The 20,485-nt window shown below is 67.8% G+C and carries 17 protein-coding genes; 4 read left to right on the forward strand and 13 right to left on the reverse strand.

What is annotated here, in order from left to right; genetic code table 11:
- Positions 1 to 25: 25 nt before the first annotated feature.
- Positions 26 to 1,243 carry an alpha/beta hydrolase gene (locus tag STARVERO_RS10930; protein ID WP_144342116.1) on the forward strand — a complete coding sequence of 406 codons (1,218 nt, stop codon included), beginning with the start codon at positions 26 to 28 and terminating at the stop codon, positions 1,241 to 1,243.
- 37 nt (positions 1,244 to 1,280) lie between these two features.
- Here the strand turns inward: STARVERO_RS10930 and gltS are convergent, their stop codons facing one another.
- From gltS to STARVERO_RS10995, 13 genes are all read right to left on the reverse strand, one after another.
- Entirely contained in the window at positions 1,281 to 2,486 is a 1,206-nt protein-coding gene (gene gltS, locus STARVERO_RS10935) for a sodium/glutamate symporter (RefSeq protein WP_159598869.1), read from the reverse strand.
- A 35-nt stretch (positions 2,487 to 2,521) separates the two neighbouring features.
- Complete coding sequence (locus STARVERO_RS10940; protein ID WP_159598870.1) at positions 2,522 to 3,973, reverse strand: GntP family permease; 1,452 nt, start codon at positions 3,971 to 3,973, stop codon at positions 2,522 to 2,524.
- 3 nt (positions 3,974 to 3,976) lie between these two features.
- Positions 3,977 to 5,086 carry a patatin-like phospholipase family protein gene (locus STARVERO_RS10945; protein WP_244616732.1) on the reverse strand — a complete coding sequence of 370 codons (1,110 nt, stop codon included), beginning with the start codon at positions 5,084 to 5,086 and terminating at the stop codon, positions 3,977 to 3,979.
- Positions 5,087 to 5,412: 326 nt separating this feature from the next.
- Entirely contained in the window at positions 5,413 to 5,748 is a 336-nt protein-coding gene (locus tag STARVERO_RS10950; RefSeq protein ID WP_144342113.1) for an RcnB family protein, read from the reverse strand.
- A gap of 274 nt (positions 5,749 to 6,022) precedes the next feature.
- Entirely contained in the window at positions 6,023 to 6,445 is a 423-nt protein-coding gene (locus STARVERO_RS10955; protein WP_159598871.1) for a RidA family protein, read from the reverse strand.
- Between the two features lie 18 nt (positions 6,446 to 6,463).
- The gene (locus STARVERO_RS10960) at positions 6,464 to 7,423 is read right to left on the reverse strand and encodes an agmatinase (RefSeq protein WP_159598872.1); all 960 of its coding nucleotides are present in this window, start codon (positions 7,421 to 7,423) and stop codon (positions 6,464 to 6,466) included.
- A gap of 48 nt (positions 7,424 to 7,471) precedes the next feature.
- Positions 7,472 to 9,556, reverse strand: coding sequence for a dipeptide ABC transporter ATP-binding protein (locus STARVERO_RS10965; protein WP_159598873.1), 2,085 nt, complete (start codon positions 9,554 to 9,556; stop codon positions 7,472 to 7,474).
- Positions 9,556 to 10,353: an ABC transporter permease gene (locus STARVERO_RS10970; RefSeq protein WP_200837777.1), complete on the reverse strand. Its 798-nt coding sequence runs from the start codon at positions 10,351 to 10,353 to the stop codon at positions 9,556 to 9,558. Before STARVERO_RS10970 ends, STARVERO_RS10965 begins: the two co-directional genes overlap by 1 nt.
- A gap of 64 nt (positions 10,354 to 10,417) precedes the next feature.
- Complete coding sequence (locus STARVERO_RS10975) at positions 10,418 to 11,374, reverse strand: ABC transporter permease (RefSeq protein ID WP_144342108.1); 957 nt, start codon at positions 11,372 to 11,374, stop codon at positions 10,418 to 10,420.
- Positions 11,375 to 11,500: 126 nt separating this feature from the next.
- Entirely contained in the window at positions 11,501 to 13,000 is a 1,500-nt protein-coding gene (locus tag STARVERO_RS10980) for an ABC transporter substrate-binding protein (RefSeq protein WP_159598874.1), read from the reverse strand.
- A gap of 77 nt (positions 13,001 to 13,077) precedes the next feature.
- Positions 13,078 to 14,037, reverse strand: a complete 960-nt coding sequence (gene speB, locus STARVERO_RS10985) for an agmatinase (RefSeq protein ID WP_159598875.1) — start codon at positions 14,035 to 14,037, stop codon at positions 13,078 to 13,080.
- The gene (locus STARVERO_RS10990) at positions 14,037 to 14,963 is read right to left on the reverse strand and encodes a MurR/RpiR family transcriptional regulator (RefSeq protein WP_159598876.1); all 927 of its coding nucleotides are present in this window, start codon (positions 14,961 to 14,963) and stop codon (positions 14,037 to 14,039) included. Before STARVERO_RS10990 ends, speB begins: the two co-directional genes overlap by 1 nt.
- A gap of 172 nt (positions 14,964 to 15,135) precedes the next feature.
- Complete coding sequence (locus STARVERO_RS10995; RefSeq protein WP_159598877.1) at positions 15,136 to 16,272, reverse strand: acyl-CoA dehydrogenase family protein; 1,137 nt, start codon at positions 16,270 to 16,272, stop codon at positions 15,136 to 15,138.
- 97 nt (positions 16,273 to 16,369) lie between these two features.
- On the opposite strand from STARVERO_RS10995, the gene STARVERO_RS11000 reads away from it, so the two are divergent.
- From STARVERO_RS11000 to STARVERO_RS11010, 3 genes are all read left to right on the forward strand, one after another.
- Positions 16,370 to 17,290, forward strand: coding sequence for a LysR family transcriptional regulator (locus STARVERO_RS11000; RefSeq protein ID WP_144342103.1), 921 nt, complete (start codon positions 16,370 to 16,372; stop codon positions 17,288 to 17,290).
- A 131-nt stretch (positions 17,291 to 17,421) separates the two neighbouring features.
- Entirely contained in the window at positions 17,422 to 19,098 is a 1,677-nt protein-coding gene (hutU, locus tag STARVERO_RS11005) for a urocanate hydratase (RefSeq protein ID WP_422802174.1), read from the forward strand.
- Positions 19,099 to 19,104: 6 nt separating this feature from the next.
- Positions 19,105 to 20,484, forward strand: a complete 1,380-nt coding sequence (locus STARVERO_RS11010) for an MmgE/PrpD family protein (RefSeq protein WP_159598878.1) — start codon at positions 19,105 to 19,107, stop codon at positions 20,482 to 20,484.
- Position 20,485 lies beyond the last annotated feature (1 nt).

Raw genomic sequence — 20,485 nt, forward strand, 5'->3', positions numbered from 1 at the left:
ACGGGCGGAGCCCGATGGAGGCGGAATGCGTCTGGTCATTGTTGCGTTGGCCTGCGCCCTGAGCGCCGGATGTGCCGGACGACCGGTAGGCGTGCTTACGCCCGTCGAGGAAACGGCGCCGGATGCGACCAAGCTCGACCTTCTGGTTGCCACGACCCGCGCGCCCTCCCCCAATGCCGGAGAACTCTTCAGCGGCGAGCGCGGACGCGGCGTCTCGCTGAGCGCCTTCACCGTTTCGATTCCGCCGGACGACCGTCGACAGATCGGCGAAGTCCAGTGGCCGCGCAGCCTGCCGGCCAATCCCGCAACCGATTTCGCCACCCTCTCGGTGGAACCGCTCGACAGCGTGAAGGCGGCCAAGGGCTGGCTCAACGCCCATCTGCCTCCGAGCCGTCGCGTGCTGATTTTCGTGCACGGCTACAACAACCGTTTCGAGGACGCGGTCTACCGCTTTGCGCAGATCACGCACGACTCCCGTTCGGAAGTGGCGCCGGTGCTGTTCACCTGGCCATCGCGCGCGCGGGTGTTCGACTATCTGTTCGACCGCGAGAGCACCATCTTCTCGCGCGATGCCTTCGAGGAGACCGTCTGGCAGGTGGTGAGCGATCCCCGCGTGGAGGACGTCACCGTGATGGCGCACTCCATGGGCGCCTGGCTCGCCATGGAAGGCCTGCGACAGATGGCGATCCGCCGTGGCCAACTGCCGGCGAAGATCAGCAACGTCATCCTCGCCTCACCGGATGTCGACGTGGATGTGTTCGCCTCTCAGTGGCGCGCGCTCAACGGGCCGAACGCGCATTTCACCCTGTTCGTCTCCCGCGACGACCGCGCCCTCCAGGTCTCGCGCCGCATCGCCGGCGGCGTCGACCGGCTCGGCATGATCGACACCCAGCAGTATTACGCCGAGCTGGAGAAATCCGGCATCGTGGTGATCGACCTCACGGCGATGCGCAGCGGTGACACACTCAATCACGGCCGCTTCGCCTCTTCACCCGAAGTGGTGAAGCTGATCGGCCAGCGCTTGGTCAACGGCCAGACCGTAACCGATTCCGACGTCAGCATCGGCGATCGCATCGGCGTCGCCGCCATGGGCGTCGGCCAGACGGTCGGCGGCGCGGCGGGCCTTGCCCTCAGCGCACCGCTCGCGGTCATCGACCCGAAGACGCGCCGCACCTATCAGGGGCAGGTCGAACAGTTCGGCCGTGCGGTGAGCGGCACCGTCGAAGACCCCGGCGCTGACTGAACCTTCCCCCCGGGCACACTCGGGAGACGGCAAGCGGTCAACGGACCATGAAGCCGATGACCGCCGCGTTCACGATATCGATGAAGAAGGCCGACACCAGCGGCAGGATGATGAAGGCACGAGGCGCAGGACCGTGCGTCTTGGTCACCGCCGTCATGTTGGCGATGGCCGTCGGCGTCGCGCCGAGACTGATACCGGTGAAGCCGGCCGAGATGACCGCCGCCTGATAATCCTTCCCCATCAGCGGGAACACCACGAAGATGATGTAGGCGACCGCCACCAGGGTCTGCACGGCAAGCACGATGACGAGCGCGAGGCCGAGACCGCCTATGGTCCAGAGCTGCATGCTCATCAGCGACATCGCGAGGAAGACGTTCAGCGCGAGATCCGACACCAGCGCCAGCGCGCGGGTTCGCGTCGGCCAAAGCAGGCGCGGGAAAAGGCGCGGCACCGTATTGGTAAGCACGATGCCGACCAGCAGGCAGACGACGAACATCGGCAGCTTCAGGCCAGTGTTCTCGACCACTCCTTCCAGCGCGAAAGCGATCAGTATCGCGACGTTCAGCACGAGAACGGTCCGCAGCAGGCTGACATGGCTGATGTCGTCCGAAGCCTTGCGATCCGCCGACGCCGGCAGGCCGACCACCGCTTCCTCGCCCGGCGGGCTCTTCAACCGATAGCGGGTGATGAGGTGGCGGGCGATGGGGCCGCCCGCAAGGCTCGCCAGCACGAGACCGAGCGTGGCCACGGCGATCCCGACCTCCATCACGTTCGCGACGCCGAAGCGCTGCGAGATCAGCGGTGCCCAGGCGATCGTCGTCCCATGCCCTCCGATCAGCGACGCCGAACCGAGGAAGACGGTCAGCCCCTCCGGCAGGCTCAGAGCCGCGACGGCGCCGATGGCGACGAGGTTCTGGATCACTAGGAAGGCGACGGTGAGCGCCAGCAGGATCAGCAGCGGCTTGCCGCCGGTGAGAAGGTCGTCGAGGCGGGCGTTGAGGCCGATGCCGGTGAAGAAATAAAGCAGCAGCATGTCGCGCGCGCCAAGGGCGAAGGCGATCTCGGTGTCGAACACGCGATAGGCGATGAGCGTGGCGACCGCCGCGAGCAGACCGCCGGTCACCGCCTCGGGAATGTTCCAGCTCCGCAGGGCGGGCACCGCCTGGTTGATACCCGAGCCGACGAAGAACACCACGATGGCGATGGTGAAGGTCAGCAGGCCGGAAAATGCGATCGACGTCATCGTTGCCCCATACGCAGGTTCGCGAAGGCGCCGCCTCAGAAGCTTCCGACCACCGAACCGAGCGCGATAACTGCGACGAGTGCCACGATGGCACCGACGATGGCAACCATGACGATGTCGAGATAGCTCTGTTTCGGCGTCGCACCGCAGACCGCGAGCAGCGTGACCACCGCTCCACTATGGGGAAGGCTGTCGAGCGTGCCCGCGCTCATCACCGCCACGCGGTGCAGCAGGGCGGGGTCGATGCCGAGCTCGCCGGCCCGCGCGAGGAACGTCGGCCCGAGCGCATCGAGCGCGATGGTGAGGCCGCCGGAAGCCGAACCCGTGAGCGCCGCGAGAATGTTGGTCGCCACCGCCAGCGAGACCAGCGGGCCGCCCTCGATGGAAAGCACCCAGTCGCGCACCAGTTCGAACGCCGGCAGCGCCGCCACCACCGCGCCGAAACCGACGAGACTTGCCACGCTGAAGATCGGCAGCACCGAGGCGTTGGCGCCCGCGTCCATGGTCTCGCGCAGCTTCGGCAGGCGACGCCAGTTGAGGGCGAGCGTGGCGAGGATGGCGACGATCAACGCCACCGCCACTGACCACACGCCGCTGACCGCCGCGAAGGGCACGCCCCCCCAGCGTTCCTCCGCGAGGAAGCTGAAATCGAGGCTCGGCAGCACGACGAAGGACATCAGCAGGTTGACGACGATCACCAGCACCAGCGGCAGCGCGGCAAGGATGATGGAAGGGCGGTCCGTGCTGACATGGCCATGCGCGATCTCAGCCGGATCGAACTCGCGCGCCGTCGTGGCCCGCTCGCGCAGCAGCGGATCGTCCAGATGCGCGTTCACGCCCGCCGCACCGTCGCCGAAGCCCTCTCCCGCAAGCCGCGCGCGGGCTTCCGCCCCCGCCAGCCACCACAAGCCGAAGCCGAGCATGATCGCCGAAGCGATGATGCCAAGCCCCGGCGCGGCGAAGGGCGTGGTGCCGAAGAACGGCATGGGAATGGCGTTCTGGATCGCCGGCGTGCCGGGCAGCGCCATCATGGTGAAGGTGAAGGTGCCGAGCGCGATGGCCGGCGGCATCAGCCGGCGGGGAATGTCGGCGACGCGGAATAGCGCCTCCGCCATGGGCGCCAGCACGAACAGCGCGACGAACAGGCTGACACCGCCATAGGTGACGATGGCACCCGCCAGCACGACGGCGAGGATGGCGCGCTGCGCCCCGAGCTTCTCGGTCATGAAGTCGGCGATGGATGACACCGAGCCGCTGTCCTCCATCAGCTTGCCGAACAGAGCACCGAGCAGGAACAGCGGAAAGAACTGGCCGACGAAGCTCGCCGCGCTGCCCATGAAGGTCTGCGTCCAGTTGGCGAGCAGCGGCTCGCCGGAGAGGAAGGAGGCGATCAGCGCCGAAAGCGGCGCCAGCAGCAATACGCTCCAGCCGCGATAGGCAAACCAGACGAGGAGCCCGAGGCCGAGCAGTATGCCGAGAAGGCCCATGGCTCAGACCCCTTCCAGCAACAGGTCGAGATCAACGGAGGAACGCTTGCCGATATTGTCGGCGTCGGCTTCGAGGAAAGCCTCGGCCGCCCTGCGGCCCTCGTCCCGCAACATGCTCAGGAATGTCCATTCGGCGTTCAGCTTCGAGGAATAGCCGAGCGTGCTCATGATGGAGTTGCGCACGAGGTGGATGCGCATCTTCGCCCATTGCGCGCCCTCGCTGTGGCCGGGATCGGCGACCTGCCGAAGCAGGGCGATCATCCGCAGCTCCTTCAGCAGCGCCGAGTTGAACGATACCTCGTTGAGGCGGTTGAGGATCTCCGCGGCGGTGCGGGGCGTGCCGGGCCGCTCGATCGGATTGATCGGCACGAGGATGGTGTCGTCCGAGTCCAGTTCCCGCACCAGCGGCGTCATGGTCGGGTTGCCGGCATAGCCGCCGTCCCAGTAGCTCTCGCCGTCGATCTCGACCGCCTGGAAAAGGGTCGGCAGGCAGGCGGAGGCCAGCAGTACCTCTGGGGTGATCTCGGCGTTGCGGAACACCCGGCCGCGCCCGGTGCGCACATTGGTGGCGGTGATGAAGACCTTGACCGGCGATGTCTTGAGGCGGTCGAAGTCGATTGCCTTCTCCAGCACGGACCGGAGCGGGTTCGTGCCGGCCGGATTGAGGTCATAGGGTGAATAGAGCCGGGACATCAGGTCCATGGCGATGAACAGGGGCGAGTTATCGAGCGTCCAGCGCCCGAGCAGCACGTCCAGCGGGCCGCGCTGGAAGGGGCTGAAGCGGGCCGCATCGGCCACATGGCGCCAATAGGCGTCGAGAGCGGCGCGCGCGCCTGCGGCGCCGCCGGCGGCATAGCCGTCCGCCATTACCGCGGCGTTCATCGCCCCGGCTGAGGTGCCGGAAACGCCGTCGATCCGCAGCCATTCCTCTTCCAGCAGCCGGTCGATCACCCCCCAGGTGAACGCTCCGTGCGCCCCACCCCCCTGCAAGGCGAGATCGACCAGCACCGGCGCACGCGAAACGCCAGCCTCCGGCTTTGCGGCGGCCTCGGACGATGCGGCGGCGGTCTTGCGGGGAGAACGGGCGGGTGTCGGGGACTTCGCGCGGGACATGCGGCACGCCTTTCCAACGGAACCGGCGCACCGTAACCGCCCCCATGTTGCACCACAACATCAATTCGGGCGACGAAAGCTCTTTGGGATTCCGCGTCAAGTTTATGACGGGAACACCTTGCCCGTGACGTTCCAGGCAAAAGGCGGCGAGCCGGCATCCGCCGATTGCGCGGACAGCCAGCCCCGTTATGCTGCGACGCAGCACGACAGGGCTGGCGTTGAACCGAAACCATCACGCTGCGCCAGCGGCAGCGCAGCAGAATCCCCCGCCCACCGGTCGGAGAGCGGGGGATCGTATCTGGCGGGTTCTGCTTTGCGACAGGAACTCAGCGCGCCCCGAAGACCGAAGCGATCAACCCGGTCGTTGCCGAGATCAGCAGGTAATCATTGTTCACGCGCACCCAATGATGTCCGCGGGGCGGCGGTGCAAGCCGATAACGCTTGTAGTCACGCACCACATCTCGCCGATACTGCGACGGAAGACGCTCGCCCCGGCTCCAATGCGACCGCTTCCTGGGCGCCTGATATCCGTGATGAGGCTTGTAATTCTGATGGTATCCGGCCGGCGGCTTGCCCTGCGGGTTATAATATCCCTGCGCAAATACTGCGGTCGACCCCGGTATCATCAGCATAGCGAGGCCGGCGATGACAGACTTGTACATAATTAACTCCTGAACGAATGAAGAGTTCTGATGAAGTCAACCTATACAACAGCACCTGAACCGAAACTGAATATGAAATTTACATTTTCGTAAGGTTGCAGAATCCGGCCATTTGTCAGATTTCAACATGAAGCCATGGCATCGCTGCATCCTGCAGCCTTTTCAAAGGCCGGACCCGAACTTGAACACTGAAGCTGCACTGATGTAGGGCAGGCGTCGAGCAAGCGTGATCCCGTCGGACCCGGCTCGCTCGACGCCCGTCTCGCGATGGCGCTCAGAACGCGTCGGGGATGACGGCCGTCGCCTCGATCTCGACGACCCATTCCGGTCGCGCAAGCGCGGGAACGACGAGGCCGGTCGATACCGGGAACACGCCCTTAAACCACTTGCCCATCTCACGATAAACCGCCTCGCGGTAGCGGATATCCGTGAGATAGACGACGATGCGACAGATATGGCTCATGTCGCCGCCGGCTTCCTCCATGAGCATCTTGATGTTCGACATCGCCTTTTCGGCCTGCTTGCCGGGATCCCCGACATGCAGGCTTTCACGCGTGTCGAGGTCCTGGGCGATCTGGCCGCGCAGGAACACCATGGTTCCGCGCGCGACGACCGCCTGGCAGAGATCGTTGTCGAGCTTCTGCTCGGGATAGGTCTCCTTCGTGTTGAAGGGACGAATGCGGGTATGGGTGGTCATGACGATGGCTCCCGATGCTCAGCGGTCGAAATAGCTGGCCTTGATGGTCGCGCCGATCAGGTTGACGAAGAGGCGGCAGGCCGCGATCGACGAGATGCGGTTCACATCCTTGGCGGGCGTGATCTCGACGAGATCCATGCCCACCACACGCCCCTTGTTGACGAGGCCGTGGATCAGCTTGCGCGCCTGGTGATAGGTCACGCCGCCGAGCGCGGGGCCGTTCACGGCGGGCATCACGGACGGATCCATGCCGTCCGCATCGATGGTGATGTAGTAGCGCCCACCGGCGGGGATGCGCTCCAGAACGGCGTCCATGCCGACATCGTGCAGCTCGTAGGCGGTGATGATGTTGGCGCCGTAGGCATAGGCGGCGTCGACCTCTTCCTGCCGGGCACTGCCCTGGGCGCGAATGCCGATCTGGAAGATGTCCTTCACATGGTCCATTTCGGAGATGCGGCGGATCGGGCTCGAATAGCCGTCCGTCACGCCATTGACCTCGTTGCGCCAATCGAGATGCGCGTCGATGTGGACGAGGGTGATCGGCCCCTCCTGATCGTCATAGGCGCGCAGCACCGGGATCGGAATGCCATGGTCGCCGCCGAGGATGATCGGCAGGGCGCCAGCCTTCAGGATCTTGCGCACGGCGGCCTCGGCGTTGCGGTAGCTCATGCCGAGATCGCGCGGGTCGTTGATGACGTCGCCGCAATCCACCATGCGGATCGGCTTGTTCATCAGCAGCGGGCCGCCAATGTCGAAGTCGTAGCGCTCCAGGGCGCGCACGGCGCGGTCCGAGGCCTGGCGGATCGCCGTCGGCGCATTGGACTGGTCGTTGCTGACTTCCTCGATCGTATAGGCGGAGCCATAGGGAATGCCGAGCACGGCGATGTCGGCCTTGAGGTTATCGAGGTCGTCCACGACCTCGGAATAGAGGAGGCTCTTATGGCCGTGCTTCGGAGGGGTAGTCAGGCGGGCACTCATCGGATCACATCCTCAGGCTTGAACGAGCGGCTTCCCGCTCGCGGGAAATCATTCGGCGGCGGTCGGCAGCGCGGAAGGCGCGCGCATCAGCTCGTCGAGCGGCAGATGGCAAGCGATGCGGTGGCCGGGGCGGGGCTCTTGCAACGGTGGCGTCGAGGTAGCGCAGATGTCGCCGAGCGCGCGCGGGCAGCGTGTGTGGAACACGCAGCCCGAGCGCTCGCCCTCCGATGGAGGACGGTCGCCGCGCAGCCGGATACGCTCGCTCTTCTCCGCTCCCGGGGTAGCGAGCGGCACGGCGGAGAGCAGGGCCTGCGTGTAGGGGTGATAGGGCGGCGACAGCACGTCCTTCGCGTCGCCGATCTCGCAGATGCGGCCGGAATACATCACCGCGATGCGGTCGGCGATGTAGGCGACGACCGACAGGTCGTGCGAGATGAACAGGTAGGAGAGCTTCAGGTCGTCGCGCAGCTCGTCCAGCAGGTTGAGAACCGTGGCCTGCACGGAGACGTCGAGCGCGGAGACCGGCTCGTCGCAGACGATGAAGTCCGGCCCCGTCGCCAGCGCGCGTGCGATGCCGACCCGCTGCTTCTCGCCGCCGCTGAGCTGGTGCGGGTAGCGATCATAGTAGGAGCGCGGCAGCCCGACCCGGTCGAGCAGGTCCTCGACATGGGCGCGGCGCCCTTCGCGGGGCACGTTGGTCTGCAGCGCGACGGCACGGGCGATGGCGTCGCCGACCTTGCGGCGCGGATTGAGCGAGGAATCCGGGTTCTGGAACACGATCTGCGCCCGCTTGCGCAGGTCCTGCAGATCATCCGCCGGCGCCGCCGCGACGTCGACGCCCTCGAACAGCAGGCGCCCGGCGGAGGGATCGATGAGGCGCAGCACCGTGCGGCCCAGCGTGGACTTGCCGCTGCCGCTCTCGCCGACCAGCCCGAGCGTCTCGCCGCGCCGGACATCGATGGAGATGTCGTCCACCGCGTTGACAATCTCGGCGCGCACCTCGGGCCACGGCAGGACGCCGAACTTCCGCGTCCACGCGATGCCGCCGCCGATGCGCCCGCGCCGGTAGCGCTTGACCAGATGCTCGGCGCGCAGCAGCGGCTCTTCCCCTGCCCCGGCCGGCTGCGCCACGCGGGGGGCCGTGTCGGCCTGCGGCCAGCCGGGCAGCCGGTCGCTCTTCCAGCAGCGGGCGCCGCTGCCGGTCTCGTCCACGGTCAGCGCCTGCGGGGCGGCGCACTTTTCCTCGGCGAACGGACAGCGGGGGGCGAAGATGCATCCCGGCGGCGGATCGACCAGATCCGGAAAGCGGCCGGGGATCGGCGCGATGCGCTGGCTGCGCCCCTGCGCGGAAAGCTGCGGCAGCGAGGCGAGCAGCCCCTTGGTGTAGGGATGGGAGGAGCGGCCGAGCACCGCCTCCTTGGCCCCGATCTCGACGACCTGCCCGGCGTAGAGCACGCAGACCCGGTCGGCGATGCGGTTCACCACGCCCAGATTGTGGGTGATGAACAGCATGCCCAGCCCACGGCTGCGCCGCAGATGGTCGAGCAGGTCGAGTATCTGCGCCTCGACCGTCACGTCGAGCGCGGTGGTGGGCTCGTCCAGAATGAGGATGCGCGGATCGCAGACGATGGCGCTGGCGATCAGCACGCGCTGCTGCATGCCGCCCGAGAGCTGGTGCGGATAGGCCGAGGCCAGTTCACGCGGGCTCGGCAGTCCCACCTCGCCCAGCGCCGCGATGGCCCGCTCCAGAGCGGCCGGACGCGTCAGGCCCTGATGATAGACCAGCGGCTCGGCCACCTGCTCGCCAACGCGCAGGCTCGGGTTGAGCGAGGTGAACGGATCCTGGAACACCATGCCGATCGACCGGCCGCGCAGGTCGCGACGCGACGCCTCGTCGAGGCCGACAAGCTCGGTGCCGTCGAAACGGATCGATCCGCTGATCGCGGCCTCGGGGCCGAGCAGGCCCATGGTGGCGAAGGCGATCGAGCTCTTGCCGGAGCCCGACTCCCCCACGACCGCCAGCGTCTCGCCCGCGCCGACGCCGAGACTGACGGAATTCAGCGCCCGCAGCGTGCCGCGGCCCGTCTGGTAGGCCAGGGTCAGATTGTCGAGGGTCAGGAGGGGAGCGGTCATCAGCCACCTTTCCGGTGCATGCGCGGGTCGAGCGCCTCGCGCAGGCCGTCGCCGAGCAGGTTCACGGCAATGACCGTGATGCCCATGGCGATGCCGGGCGCGATGGCCACCCAGGGCGCGCGGTCGATGAGGGGGCGGGCTTCGGCGATCATGAGGCCCCAGTCCGAGCTGGGCGGCTGGGCGCCGAGGCCGATGAAGGACAGCGCGGCGCCGAGCAGTATGGCGAAGGTCACGCGCAGGCTCGCCTCCACCATGATCGGCGGCCAGGCATTGGGCAGGATCTCCGCGTGGAGAATGTAGGAAGTGCGCTCGCCACGGGCGCGCGCCGCCTGCACGAACTCCTCACCCGCGAGGTCGAGGGTGACGCTGCGCGTCAGGCGCACCGTGCTCGGCACATAGACGATGCCCACCGCCACGATCATCTTCCACAGCGAGGGCGGCGTGACGGCGAGCAGCAGCAGGCCGAGCATGATGGGCGGGAAGGACAGCAGCACGTCCGTGGAGCGCATGACGATCTCGTCCACCCGGCCGCGCCGGTAGCCGGCCCACAGGCCCAGCGGCACGCCGATGGCGAGGCTGACGGCGGTGGCGGCGAAGCCCATCAGCAGGGACAGCCGCGCGCCGATCAGTGTCCGGCTGAAGACGTCGCGCCCGAACTCGTCGGTGCCGAGCCAGTTGCGCAGGCTCGGGGGCTTGAGACGATTGAGGATGCTCATCTCGTCGAAGCGGTAGGGCACGATCCAGGGTGCCGCGACGGCGACGACGATCAGCAGCAGCAGAACGGCGCTGCCGATCACGAGCTTTCCATTGAGACCACGAGGCCATAGCCGTCGCGGGCGTGCGGCCGCGCTTTGCGCGGTTTCAGCTTTCGGCATGGCCATAGCGGATCTTCGGGTTGAAATAGGCATAGAGGAGATCGGCGATCAGGTTCGCGAAGCAGTAGACCGCCGCGATCAGCAGGATGCCGGCCTGGATGAGCGGCAGGTCGTGCCGCTCGATGGCGAACAGCAGCAGGCGCCCGATGCCGGGATAGGAGAACACCGCCTCCACCACCACGATGTTGCCCAGCAGCCAGCCGACATCGATGGCGAGCACGGTGATGGTGGGCAGCAGCGCGTTGCGCAGAGCGTGCCGGCGGATGATCACCTTCTCCGGCAATCCCTTGGCGCGGGCGTTGCGCACATAGTTGGAGCGCAGCGTCTCGATCATGCTGGAGCGCGTGAGCCGCGACACATGGGCGATGAGGGTCAGGGTCAGCGTGAGCACGGGCAGCACGAGGTGCGAAGCCCAGACCCAGAACCCCTGGGAGATATTCCCCGCGCCGCCGCTCGGCAGCCAGTTGAGATAGCGCGCGAAGACGATGATGGCGACGATGGCCCAGAAGAACTCCGGCACCGACACGCCGACATAGGAGAACAGCGACACCGCGTGATCGGCGAACCTGTTCTGCCGGATGGCGGCGATGACGCCGAGCAGGATGCCGAACACGGCCACCATGATGAAGGCGAGGATGGCGAGCAGCGCCGACGACTTGAACGCCTCCCAGATGAGCGGGCCGACCGGACGCTCCATGATGATGGAATTGCCGAGATTGCCGCTCAGCACGCCGCCGGCCCAGCGCCAGTACTGCACATAGGCCGGCGCATCGAGGCCGAGCTTGTGCTCGATGGCCTTGATGGTGGCGTCGTCGGCGAACTGCCCGGCGAGGATGTTCGCGACGTTGCCCGGCATCACCTGGGTGATGGCGAACACCAGCACGGACATGACCGCGAGGATCGCGACGATGCCGAGCAACCGTTTGATCACGTAGATGGCCATCGGTCATCCGCATGTGAGGGCGCGCTTCCAGCGAAGGCACCGGACGAAAGGAGGGCGTGAACGCGCCCGGGACCGGCATGGCGCCGGGCGCGTCAGGAAGAGCGAGCCGGCCGAACGGCCTTCAGCTCACTGGATGGTGGTCTCGCGCAGATCGAGCCACATCATCGGGCTGGACGAGAAGCCCTTCACGTTCTTGCGGTAGGCATTGACGTGATTGAGCACGTAGGGGATCGCGCCGGCCGGATCGTCCTCGGCGAGAGCCTGGAACTTGTTGTAGAGCGCCGCCCGTTCTTCCTCGGTCTTGGCGGCGCGCGCGTCGTCCAGAACCTTGTCGATCTCCGGGTTCTTGTAGTTCCAGAGCTGGGTGTTCCACGAACCCGTCGAGTGGAAGAACGGATAGATCGAGGTGTCGATGGTCGGGCGGCTGAAGAAGCCGTCCGTGTAGAACGCGGCCTTGCCCTCGATCTCCTTCACGAACTTGTCCCACGGCACGCGCTGCAGATCGACCTTGATGCCGATCGGCGCGAGCAGCTCCTTCGCGGCGATGCCGAGGCGCTCGCGCGTGGGGCGGCCCACCGGCACGTAGAGCGTCGCCTCGAAGCCGTTCGGATAGCCCGCTTCGGCCAGCAGCTTCTTCGCGCCCTCGATGTCCGGGGTCGAGATCGGCAGGTCCTTGTTGAAGTAGGGATGCGACGGCGGGATCATCGTGTGGGTCGGCGTGCCCTGACCGTAGAGCGCGACCTCGACGAGGGCCGGCTTGTCGAGGGTCATCAGGATCGCCTTGCGCACCCGCTTGTCGTCGAAGGGCTTCTGCGCCGCGTTCATGATCAGCCCGTCCCAGGTCGAGGTCGGGGTCGAGTCGACGACGACGTCCGGGTTCTTCTTCATCTGATCGATGGATTCGAGCGGCAGGTTCCAGACGAGATCGATGTCCCCGGTCTCCAGGGCGGCGATCTGCGCGGCGCTCTCCGGCATGATGCGGAGGGTGATGGCATCGAGCTTCGGCTCGCCGGCGACGAAATAGTCCGGGTTCTTCACCAGCTCCACGCGGTCGCCCGGCGTGAAGGACTTGAAGATGAAGGGGCCGGTGCCGACGGGGCTGGTGGCGACGGTATCGAACTTGTCGCGCGGCAGGATGCGGACCTGGCGGTCGCCGAACAGCTCGGCGAAGCCGGAATAGGGAATCTTCAGCTTGAAGACGACGGTCTGCTTGTCCGGCGTCTCGATGCTCTCGACGATGTCGAAATTCACCCGCGCGGTGGAGCCGGTGGACTTGTCCTGGATGCGCTGGATGGTGGCCTTGACGTCCTCGGCCTCGAGCAGCCGGCCGTCGTGGAACTTCACGCCCGGACGCAGCTTGAACGTCCAGGTCTTCTGGTCGTCGCTCTTGGTCCAGCTTTCGGCGAGGTCGGGCTTCACGCCGCCCTTGCCGTCGACCTCGGTCAGCCCGCTGAAGACGAGGAAGTTCATGATGTACTCTTCGCCGAGCTTGGTCTTCGCGGCGTCGAGCGTGTTGAGGTTGGCGGGGATGGCGACACGCAGATTGCCGTCCGCCATGGCAGGGGCCATCAGCGCGGCAAGGCTGACGGCCGCGGCCCCTAAGGCACCGATAATTCGCTTCTTCATTCCCAACTCCTTCTGGTTTTTATGTTCTTGATATTTTTTGGTATTTCGCCGGCGCCGCGCTGGGCGCCGGGTATGCTTCAGCGGCCGCGGGCCGCGAAGATCGCTCCGAGGAATTCGAGGATCAGCGTGGTGGCGAGGAGGCTGGTCTGTCCCTCGACGTCGATGAAGGGATTGACCTCGACCAGATCGAAGCCGACCACGTTGCCCCGCGCCGCCACGCCCTGCAGCAGCGCCCGCACCTCGTGGTAGAGCAGCCCGTCGACGGTCGGAGAGCCGGTGCCCGGCGCGATTGAGGGGTCGAGGCCGTCAATGTCGATGGTGACGAAGACGTTGCCGAGTTCCGGCATCGCGCCCAGCACCGCCGCCACGCCCCTCTCGCGGATGTCCTCGCGGGTGACGATCTGCACGCCCTGCGCGGTCGCGTCGGCGTAGTCGCTCTCGCGGGTGCGCACGTCGCGGATGCCGAGCTGCACCATGTGGCGCACGAAGGGCAGCTCCTTGGAGCGGCGCAGCGGGCTCGCATTGGTGAAGCGCACGCCGGCGATATCGTCGCGCCAGTCCATGTGGGCGTCGATGTGGACGATGTCGATCGGGCCGAGCGGGGCGAAGGCGCGCACGTTCGGGAAGGTCACCGAATGGTCGCCGCCGAGGATGACCGGCAGCGCCCCGCGCGCCAGCAGCGCCGAGACGGACTCGGTGATCTTCGCCATGTTGGCGGCGATGTCGAAATAGGTGATGTCGACGTCGCCGCAATCGACGATCGAGACATCCCTCAGGAAGCGCTTCTTCTGGTTCACGTCCCAGTAGCCGGCGGCGTTGCCGGTGCCCCAGGAGGCGTAGCGCGTCGACTGGTTGCGGATCTCGCGCGGCCCGAAGCGCGTGCCGGGCCGGTAGCCGACGCCGCAATCATAGGGAATGCCGAGAACGGCGACGTCCGCCTCGACCTTCGAGAAATCCTCGCAGATCGGCGAGCGCAGGAAGCTCGCAATGCCGGCCGACGGCATGTAGGCGTTGTAGCGGGGTGTCTGCGTGTCCATCACCCGGCCCTCCCTTTCGGTCTGGTCTTTTCGGGATGCGAGGGCGGGAGCGGATCGTCCGGTCGCCACCAGACGCCGAGATCCCAGAGCTTCTCCTCCGAGCGCGCGACGGCGGAGGGCACATCGCCCGGATGCAGGCCGGCGATCAGCGCGACCAGCGTCTCGCACACGGCCACCGCCGGCGTGATGGAATCGAAGAAGGACGGCGACTGGCTCGACGCCAGCAGGGTGAGGTTCGCCAGCCGCCCGATGGGGTTCGTCTCGCTGTCGGTGATGGCGATGACGTGGACGCCCTGGCGGCGGGCGAACGCGACCGTCTCGACCACATGGCGCGCGGCGGGGGAGTAGCAGATGGCGAGCAGCACATCCCCCTCCCCGGCATTCAGCATCCCCGGATGACCGATGCCGCCGGTCGCGTCGAGCAGGGTCGAGCGGGTGTCGAAGAAGGACAGCAGATAATTGAACTGGAACGCCGCCGGGAAGGACGAGCGGTGGCCGAGGCAGTAGATGTGCCGCGCCTGCACCATCTGCTGCGCGGCGTCGACCAGCCGCCTCACCGAGGCCGGCACGCCGATATCGGCGAGATGACCGGACAGGCGCGCCGTCATTTCCGAGGCCACGCCGGCGACGCCGACCTCGCGGTGGCGGGAGACGAGGCTCTGCGCGCGCCCGCTATACGCCTCCGGCGCCTCGCGGATGGCGGCCGCATGAATGGCCCGCACCTCGTCATAGCCGGCCAGCCCAAGGTGTTGCGCGAAGCGCGTCATGGTGGCGGGCGGCACGCCGGCACGGCGTGCCTGCTCGCGCATGGAGAGGAGCGCCACGTCCTGGGGATGATCGAGCACGAACTCGGCGGCGATCCGGATCTGGCCGGGCAGCGCGTCGAACTGGTGCTTCACCTTCGTCACGAAGTCAGCGTGCTTCATGACGCCGAGGCTAGGACGCCCGAACAAGCTTTGCAACGAATGTTTCAATATGCATAGATTATGAACTGTTTGATCCAAAATGAACCAGAATTGAGCGACCTTCTGCCTTTGCGGTGAGCAGCTTCCCGGTCCCGGCGATGGCACAGTGGCGGAGAGCTGCATCACCGGGACCTCACTTGAGCAGCGTGCGGGCGATGATGTTGCGCTGGATTTCCGAGGAGCCCTCGTAGATCCGCATGATCCGCGCGTCGCGCACCAGCCGCTCCAGCGGCAGGTCGCGCGAGTAGCCATAGCCCCCGTGGATCTGCAGGGCCGCGTCCGTGATGCGTCCCGCCGCCTCCGCCGCGAACAGCTTGGCCATGGCCGCCTCCTGCGAGAAGCGCCCGTGCCTTGCGCGCAGATGGGCGGCCCGCAGCCCGAGAAGGCGCGCCGCGTCGAGCTCGGTCGCCATATCGGCCAGCATCCACTGCAGCCCCTGGAACCGGGCGATCGGCGCGCCGTCGACCTCGCGCTGCTGCACCCACTCCCGCGCCGCCTTCAACGCGGCGGCGGCGATTCCGGTGGAGGTGGCGGCGACTTCCACCCGACCATTGTCCAGCACCTTCATGGCGGTGCGGAACCCCGTGCCCTCCTCCCCCAGCCGCCGCTCGGCGGGAACGAGGCAACCGTCGAAGGTGACTTCGAACACGTGACCGCCGCGCAGGCCCATGGTGGGCTCGGGCGAGCTGACGCTCAGGCCCGGCGTGTCCCGGTCGACCACGAAGGCGCTGACGCCGCGCGCGCCCGCTCCGGGATCGGTCAGCGCGAAGACGACCAGAAAGCGGGCATGCGCCGCGTTGGAGATGAAGTGCTTGGTGCCGTCGAGCCGGTAATTTTTCCCCTCCCGCGTGGCGCGGGTACGCATGTCCGCGGGGTTGGAGCCGGCGCGGGGCTCGGTCAGCGCGAAGGCGCCGAGGGCCGTGCCGGCGGCGGCTTCCGGCAGCCAGCGGGCGCGCTGCCCGTCATCGCCGCCGATCAATATGGAATCGGTCGCCAGGAAGTGGGCGGTGAGCATCGAAGTGGTGGAAGCGCAGGCTCCGGCGAGCGCTTCCACCGCGAGATAGAGCCCGACCGCCGATACGCCGGCCCCGCCCCATTGCTCCGGCAGGTTCATGCCCATGAGGCCGATCTCGGCGAGCGCGGGAACATGCTCGCCGGCGAACAGCGCCCCGGCATCGATGGCGTAGGCACGCGGGGCGATCCGTTCCGCCGCGAAACGCTCGATGGCGTCGGCGATGGCGAGGTCGTCGGCGGAGCAGAAAGGGTCCATGGCACGCTCGGAACAGGAACACTGATCCAAGCTTGACGCCCTGTTCGGAATAATAAAAATATTCGCTATTCATATTCTGAATTAAAAAAGCTTATCCATGGCCCTCCACATCTCCTGGCGACAGCTCTCCTACTTCGTCGCCACCGCCGAGGCCGGAAGCACGCTGCGCGCCGCCGAGACGCTGCACGTCTCCCAGCCGGCGGTGTCCGTCGCCATCGGCCAGCTCGAACAGGCCTTCGGACAGAAGCTGTTCGTCCGCCGCCATGCGCAGGGCGTGGACCTCACCCCGTTCGGCCGGCGCAAGCTCGCCGAGGTGCGCCACCTGCTGGCGCACGGCCAGGCGGTGATGGGAACCGGCGAGGACGACGAGCTGATCGGCGATCTGGAGATCGGCGTCTTCTCGACCCTCGCCCCCGCCTATGCGCCCGGCCTGATGCGCGCCTTCGGCGCCGCCCATCCCAAGGTGCGGGTGCGCATGCGCGAGGCGACGCTCGACCAGCTTCATCGCGACCTCGACGACGGCGCCATCGAGATCGCGCTGCTCTACGAGATCGACACGATGGGCGAGATGGTCCGCATCCCGCTCGGCGCCCACCGCCCCTACGCGCTGCTGCCGGAGGGCCACCCGCTGGGGGCGCAGGACCGCGTCTCGCTGCGCGACCTCGCCGTCGAGCCCTTCGTGCTCATCGATCTTCCCCACAGCCGCGATTATTTCCTGTCGCTGTTCCGCATCGCCGACGTGATGCCCGAGCAGCTGATCCGCTGCACCTCGCTGCCGACCCTGCGGGGCATGGTCGCGCACGGGCTGGGCAACAGCGTGCTGGTGACGCGCCCCTATGGCGACCGCTCGCATGACGGGCTGCCGCTGGTGTGCCGGCCGCTGGTCGAGATCGTGCCGCCGCAGCGCGTGATCATCGGCTCCTCCGCCCGCTCGCCCATGACGCGGGCGGCCGAAGCCTTCGTCGAGACGGCCAAGGACTATTTCCGCGACCGCACGCCCGATCCCGATCTGAATTAGTTTATCTTATCCAGATTATGAAAATTCATTAGTACAATTCATTCTCTGTCGCCCCTATGGTCCCGCCGGTAAGCCTGCCGGCCGCCTTCGGGTGGCCCCTCATCGGGGAGCCTTGCGTGACCACCTCCGACATCAGCATTTCCAAGAACAGCCGCGTCGTGCGCGCCCCGCGCGGTTCCACCCTGAACGCGCGAAGCTGGCAGACGGAAGGCCCGCTGCGCATGCTGATGAACAATCTCGACCCCGAGGTCGCCGAGCGTCCCGAGGACCTCGTCGTCTATGGCGGGCGCGGACGGGCGGCGCGCAACTGGGAATCCTTCGACCGCATCGTCGCCACGCTGAAGGCGATGGACAATGACGAGACGCTGCTGGTGCAGTCCGGCAAGCCGGTCGGCGTCATCCGCACCCATGCCGATGCGCCGCGTGTGCTGATCGCCAATTCCAACCTCGTCGGCCGCTGGGCGACGCAGGAGGTCTTCGACGAGCTGGAGCGTCGCGGGCTCATGATGTACGGCCAGATGACGGCCGGCTCCTGGACCTATATCGGCAGCCAGGGGATCATCGGCGGCACCTTCGAGACCTTCGTGGAAGCCGGCCGCCAGCATTATGGCGGCGATCTTTCCGGCCGCTGGCTGCTCACCGCCGGGCTCGGCGGCATGGGCGGCGCGCAGCCGCTGGCGGGCGTCATGGCCGGCTGCTCGGTGCTGGCGGTCGACATGCGCGCCGAGCGCATCGAGCGGCGCATGGAGGGCGGCTATCTCGACCGCCGCGCCGCGAGCCTCGACGAGGCCCTCGCCCTGCTGGCCGAGGCCAAGCGCACCGGCAAGGCGGTCTCGATCGGCCTGCTGGGCAATGCGGCCGAGGTCTATGAGGAGATCCTCGCGCGCGGCACGCTCCCCGATCTCGTGACCGACCAGACGGCGGCGCACGACCCGCTCTACGGCTACATTCCCGCCGGCTGGACGATCGCCGAGTGGGAGCGCCGGCGCGACAGCGAGCCGGAGGCCGTCATCGCCGCCGCGAAGCAGACCATGGCCCGGCAGGTGCGCGCGATGCTGGAATTCCGGGCGCGCGGCATTCCGGTGTTCGACTACGGCAACAACATCCGCCAGATGGCGCGGGATGTCGGGGTGGAAGAGGCCTTCGCCTTCCCCGGCTTCATCTCGGCCTATGTCCGCCCGCAATTCTGCCGGGGCCGGACGCAGTTCCGCTGGATCGCGCTTTCCGGCGACCCGCAGGACATCCTCGTCTCCAGCCGCAAGCTGAAGGGCATCGTCGAGGACCCCAGCTTCGCGCGCTGGATCGACATGGCGGAGACGCGCATCCGCTTCCAGGGACTGCCCTCGCGCAGCTACTGGATGGGCCTGCGCGACCGCGTCGCGGCGGGGCTGGCGCTCAACCAGATGGTCGCCTCCGGCGAGGTGGGCGCCCCCATCATCGTCACCCGCGACCATATCAGCTCCGGCTCGGTGGCCAGCCCCAACCGCGAGAGCGAGGGCATGCTGGACGGTTCCGACGCGGTGGCCGACTGGCCGATGCTCAACGCGCTGGTCTCCTGCGCCAGCGGGGCGACCTGGGTGTCGCTGCACAATGGCGGCGGTGTCGGCATCGGCTATTCGCAGCATGCCGGCTTCGCGGTGGTGGCGGACGGCAGCGAGGACGCCGCGCGCCGCCTCAGCCGGGTGCTGGCCAACGATTCCTCGGTGGCGATGTTCCGCCATGCCGATGCCGGCTATGACGAGGCGCTGGCGACCGTCGAGCGCGAAGGGCTGCGGACCTTCGGCGCGCCGCCGGCCGCCGGAGGCTAGCCGCCCATGGAGGAGCGACCGGCGACCGCCATCGAGCGCATGGCCCGCTGGGCTTGCGGCCTGCGCCCCGGCGATGTGCCGGCGCCGGTGCGGCGGGTCGCCCGCAACTGCCTGATCGACACGCTCGGCGTCGCCCTGGCGGGGTCGGCGACCCCGGTCGCCCGCCGCGCGCGCGGCGTGCTGGCCGACATCGGCGCGGTGGGCGAGGCGCAGCTTCTCGGCTCCGCCGCGCGTCTCGCCGCGCCCTGCGCCGCGGCGGCCAACGCCACCGCCGCCCATGCGCTGGATTTCGACGACAATTGCTATGCCGGGGTCGTGCACGGCTCGGCGGTGATCGTGCCGGCCGCGCTCGCCGTGGCGCAGAGCGTCGGCGCGTCGGGGGCCGCGTTGATCGAGGCGATCGTCGCCGGCTCGGAGGCGGAGTACGCCCTCGGCGCCGGCATGACCATGGCGCTGTACGAGCGCGGCTGGTGGACCACGGCGGTGCTCGGGCCGGTGGGCGCCAGCGTCGCCGCGGCCCGCCTCTATGGGCTCGACGCCCGGGCGACCAGGGCGGCGATCGGCATCGCGCTGGCCGGCACCGGGGGCGCCAAGGCCGCCTTCGGCACCGACGCCAAGCCGGTGCTCGCCGGCCGCGCCGCCGAGGCGGGCGTGACGGCGGCGCTCATGGCGCGGGCCGGCGTGAGCGGACCGCTCGACGCGGTCGAGCATCCGCGCGGCTTCGCCGGCCTGTTCAACGGCGGCGTGCGGGAGGACGAAGCCTTCGCGACGCTGGGCCGGACGTGGCGGCTTCTCGAGCCCGGCATCGACGTCAAGCGCATCCCGGTGTGCCTCTCCTCGCACGCGGCGGTCGACGTCGTGGACGAGCTGGCGCGGACCCATGGCGTCGAGCCGGGCGAGATCGTGCACATCGCCTGCGACGTGCCGCCGGTGGTGATCGCCAATCTCATCTACGACCTGCCGGCGAACCGCCAGCAGGCGCAGTTCAGCATGCCCTTCGCCATCGCCGCGACGCTGCTGTTCGGCGAGGTAAGGCTGCGCCATCTCGACGACGCCGTGCTCGCCGATCCCGCTCTCGCCCGGCTGTTGCCACGGATCAGCATGCAGACCGGCGAGCGCTGGGACGAGGCGGCCCGGCGCGCCGCGCCCGAGGGCGCGCATGTCACGCTGCTTCTGCGCGACGGGCGGCGGCTCGAGGGCTTCCGGGCCTTTCCGCGCGGCGCGGCGGCCGACCCGCTCTCCGACCAGGCGCTTGCGGCCAAGTTCCTCGACTGCGCCGCAAGCGTGACGACACCGGCCGCCGCCGCCGGCCTGCTCGACCGGCTCGGCCGGATCGAGACGCTGGCCGATGTGACCTGCCTTCTTCCCCTTTGCGACGAGACCTGAC

It is taken from the genome of Starkeya nomas (assembly GCF_902703545.1).
GTDB lineage: Bacteria > Pseudomonadota > Alphaproteobacteria > Rhizobiales > Xanthobacteraceae > Ancylobacter > Ancylobacter moscoviensis.

Coding starts and splice junctions, on each gene's coding strand:
- STARVERO_RS11010 (WP_159598878.1), top strand. CDS start 19,105: ATGGAGGAGCGACCGGCGACCGCCATCGAGCGCATGGCCCGCTGGGCT.
- STARVERO_RS10930 (WP_144342116.1), top strand. CDS start 26: ATGCGTCTGGTCATTGTTGCGTTGGCCTGCGCCCTGAGCGCCGGATGT.
- STARVERO_RS11000 (WP_144342103.1), top strand. CDS start 16,370: ATGGCCCTCCACATCTCCTGGCGACAGCTCTCCTACTTCGTCGCCACC.
- STARVERO_RS10950 (WP_144342113.1), bottom strand. CDS start 5,748: ATGTACAAGTCTGTCATCGCCGGCCTCGCTATGCTGATGATACCGGGG.
- STARVERO_RS10995 (WP_159598877.1), bottom strand. CDS start 16,272: ATGGACCCTTTCTGCTCCGCCGACGACCTCGCCATCGCCGACGCCATC.
- speB (WP_159598875.1), bottom strand. CDS start 14,037: ATGGACACGCAGACACCCCGCTACAACGCCTACATGCCGTCGGCCGGC.
- STARVERO_RS10980 (WP_159598874.1), bottom strand. CDS start 13,000: ATGAAGAAGCGAATTATCGGTGCCTTAGGGGCCGCGGCCGTCAGCCTT.
- STARVERO_RS10965 (WP_159598873.1), bottom strand. CDS start 9,556: ATGACCGCTCCCCTCCTGACCCTCGACAATCTGACCCTGGCCTACCAG.
- STARVERO_RS10945 (WP_244616732.1), bottom strand. CDS start 5,086: ATGTCCCGCGCGAAGTCCCCGACACCCGCCCGTTCTCCCCGCAAGACC.
- STARVERO_RS10975 (WP_144342108.1), bottom strand. CDS start 11,374: ATGGCCATCTACGTGATCAAACGGTTGCTCGGCATCGTCGCGATCCTC.
- gltS (WP_159598869.1), bottom strand. CDS start 2,486: ATGACGTCGATCGCATTTTCCGGCCTGCTGACCTTCACCATCGCCATC.
- STARVERO_RS10990 (WP_159598876.1), bottom strand. CDS start 14,963: ATGAAGCACGCTGACTTCGTGACGAAGGTGAAGCACCAGTTCGACGCG.
- STARVERO_RS10955 (WP_159598871.1), bottom strand. CDS start 6,445: ATGACCACCCATACCCGCATTCGTCCCTTCAACACGAAGGAGACCTAT.
- STARVERO_RS10960 (WP_159598872.1), bottom strand. CDS start 7,423: ATGAGTGCCCGCCTGACTACCCCTCCGAAGCACGGCCATAAGAGCCTC.
- STARVERO_RS10940 (WP_159598870.1), bottom strand. CDS start 3,973: ATGGGCCTTCTCGGCATACTGCTCGGCCTCGGGCTCCTCGTCTGGTTT.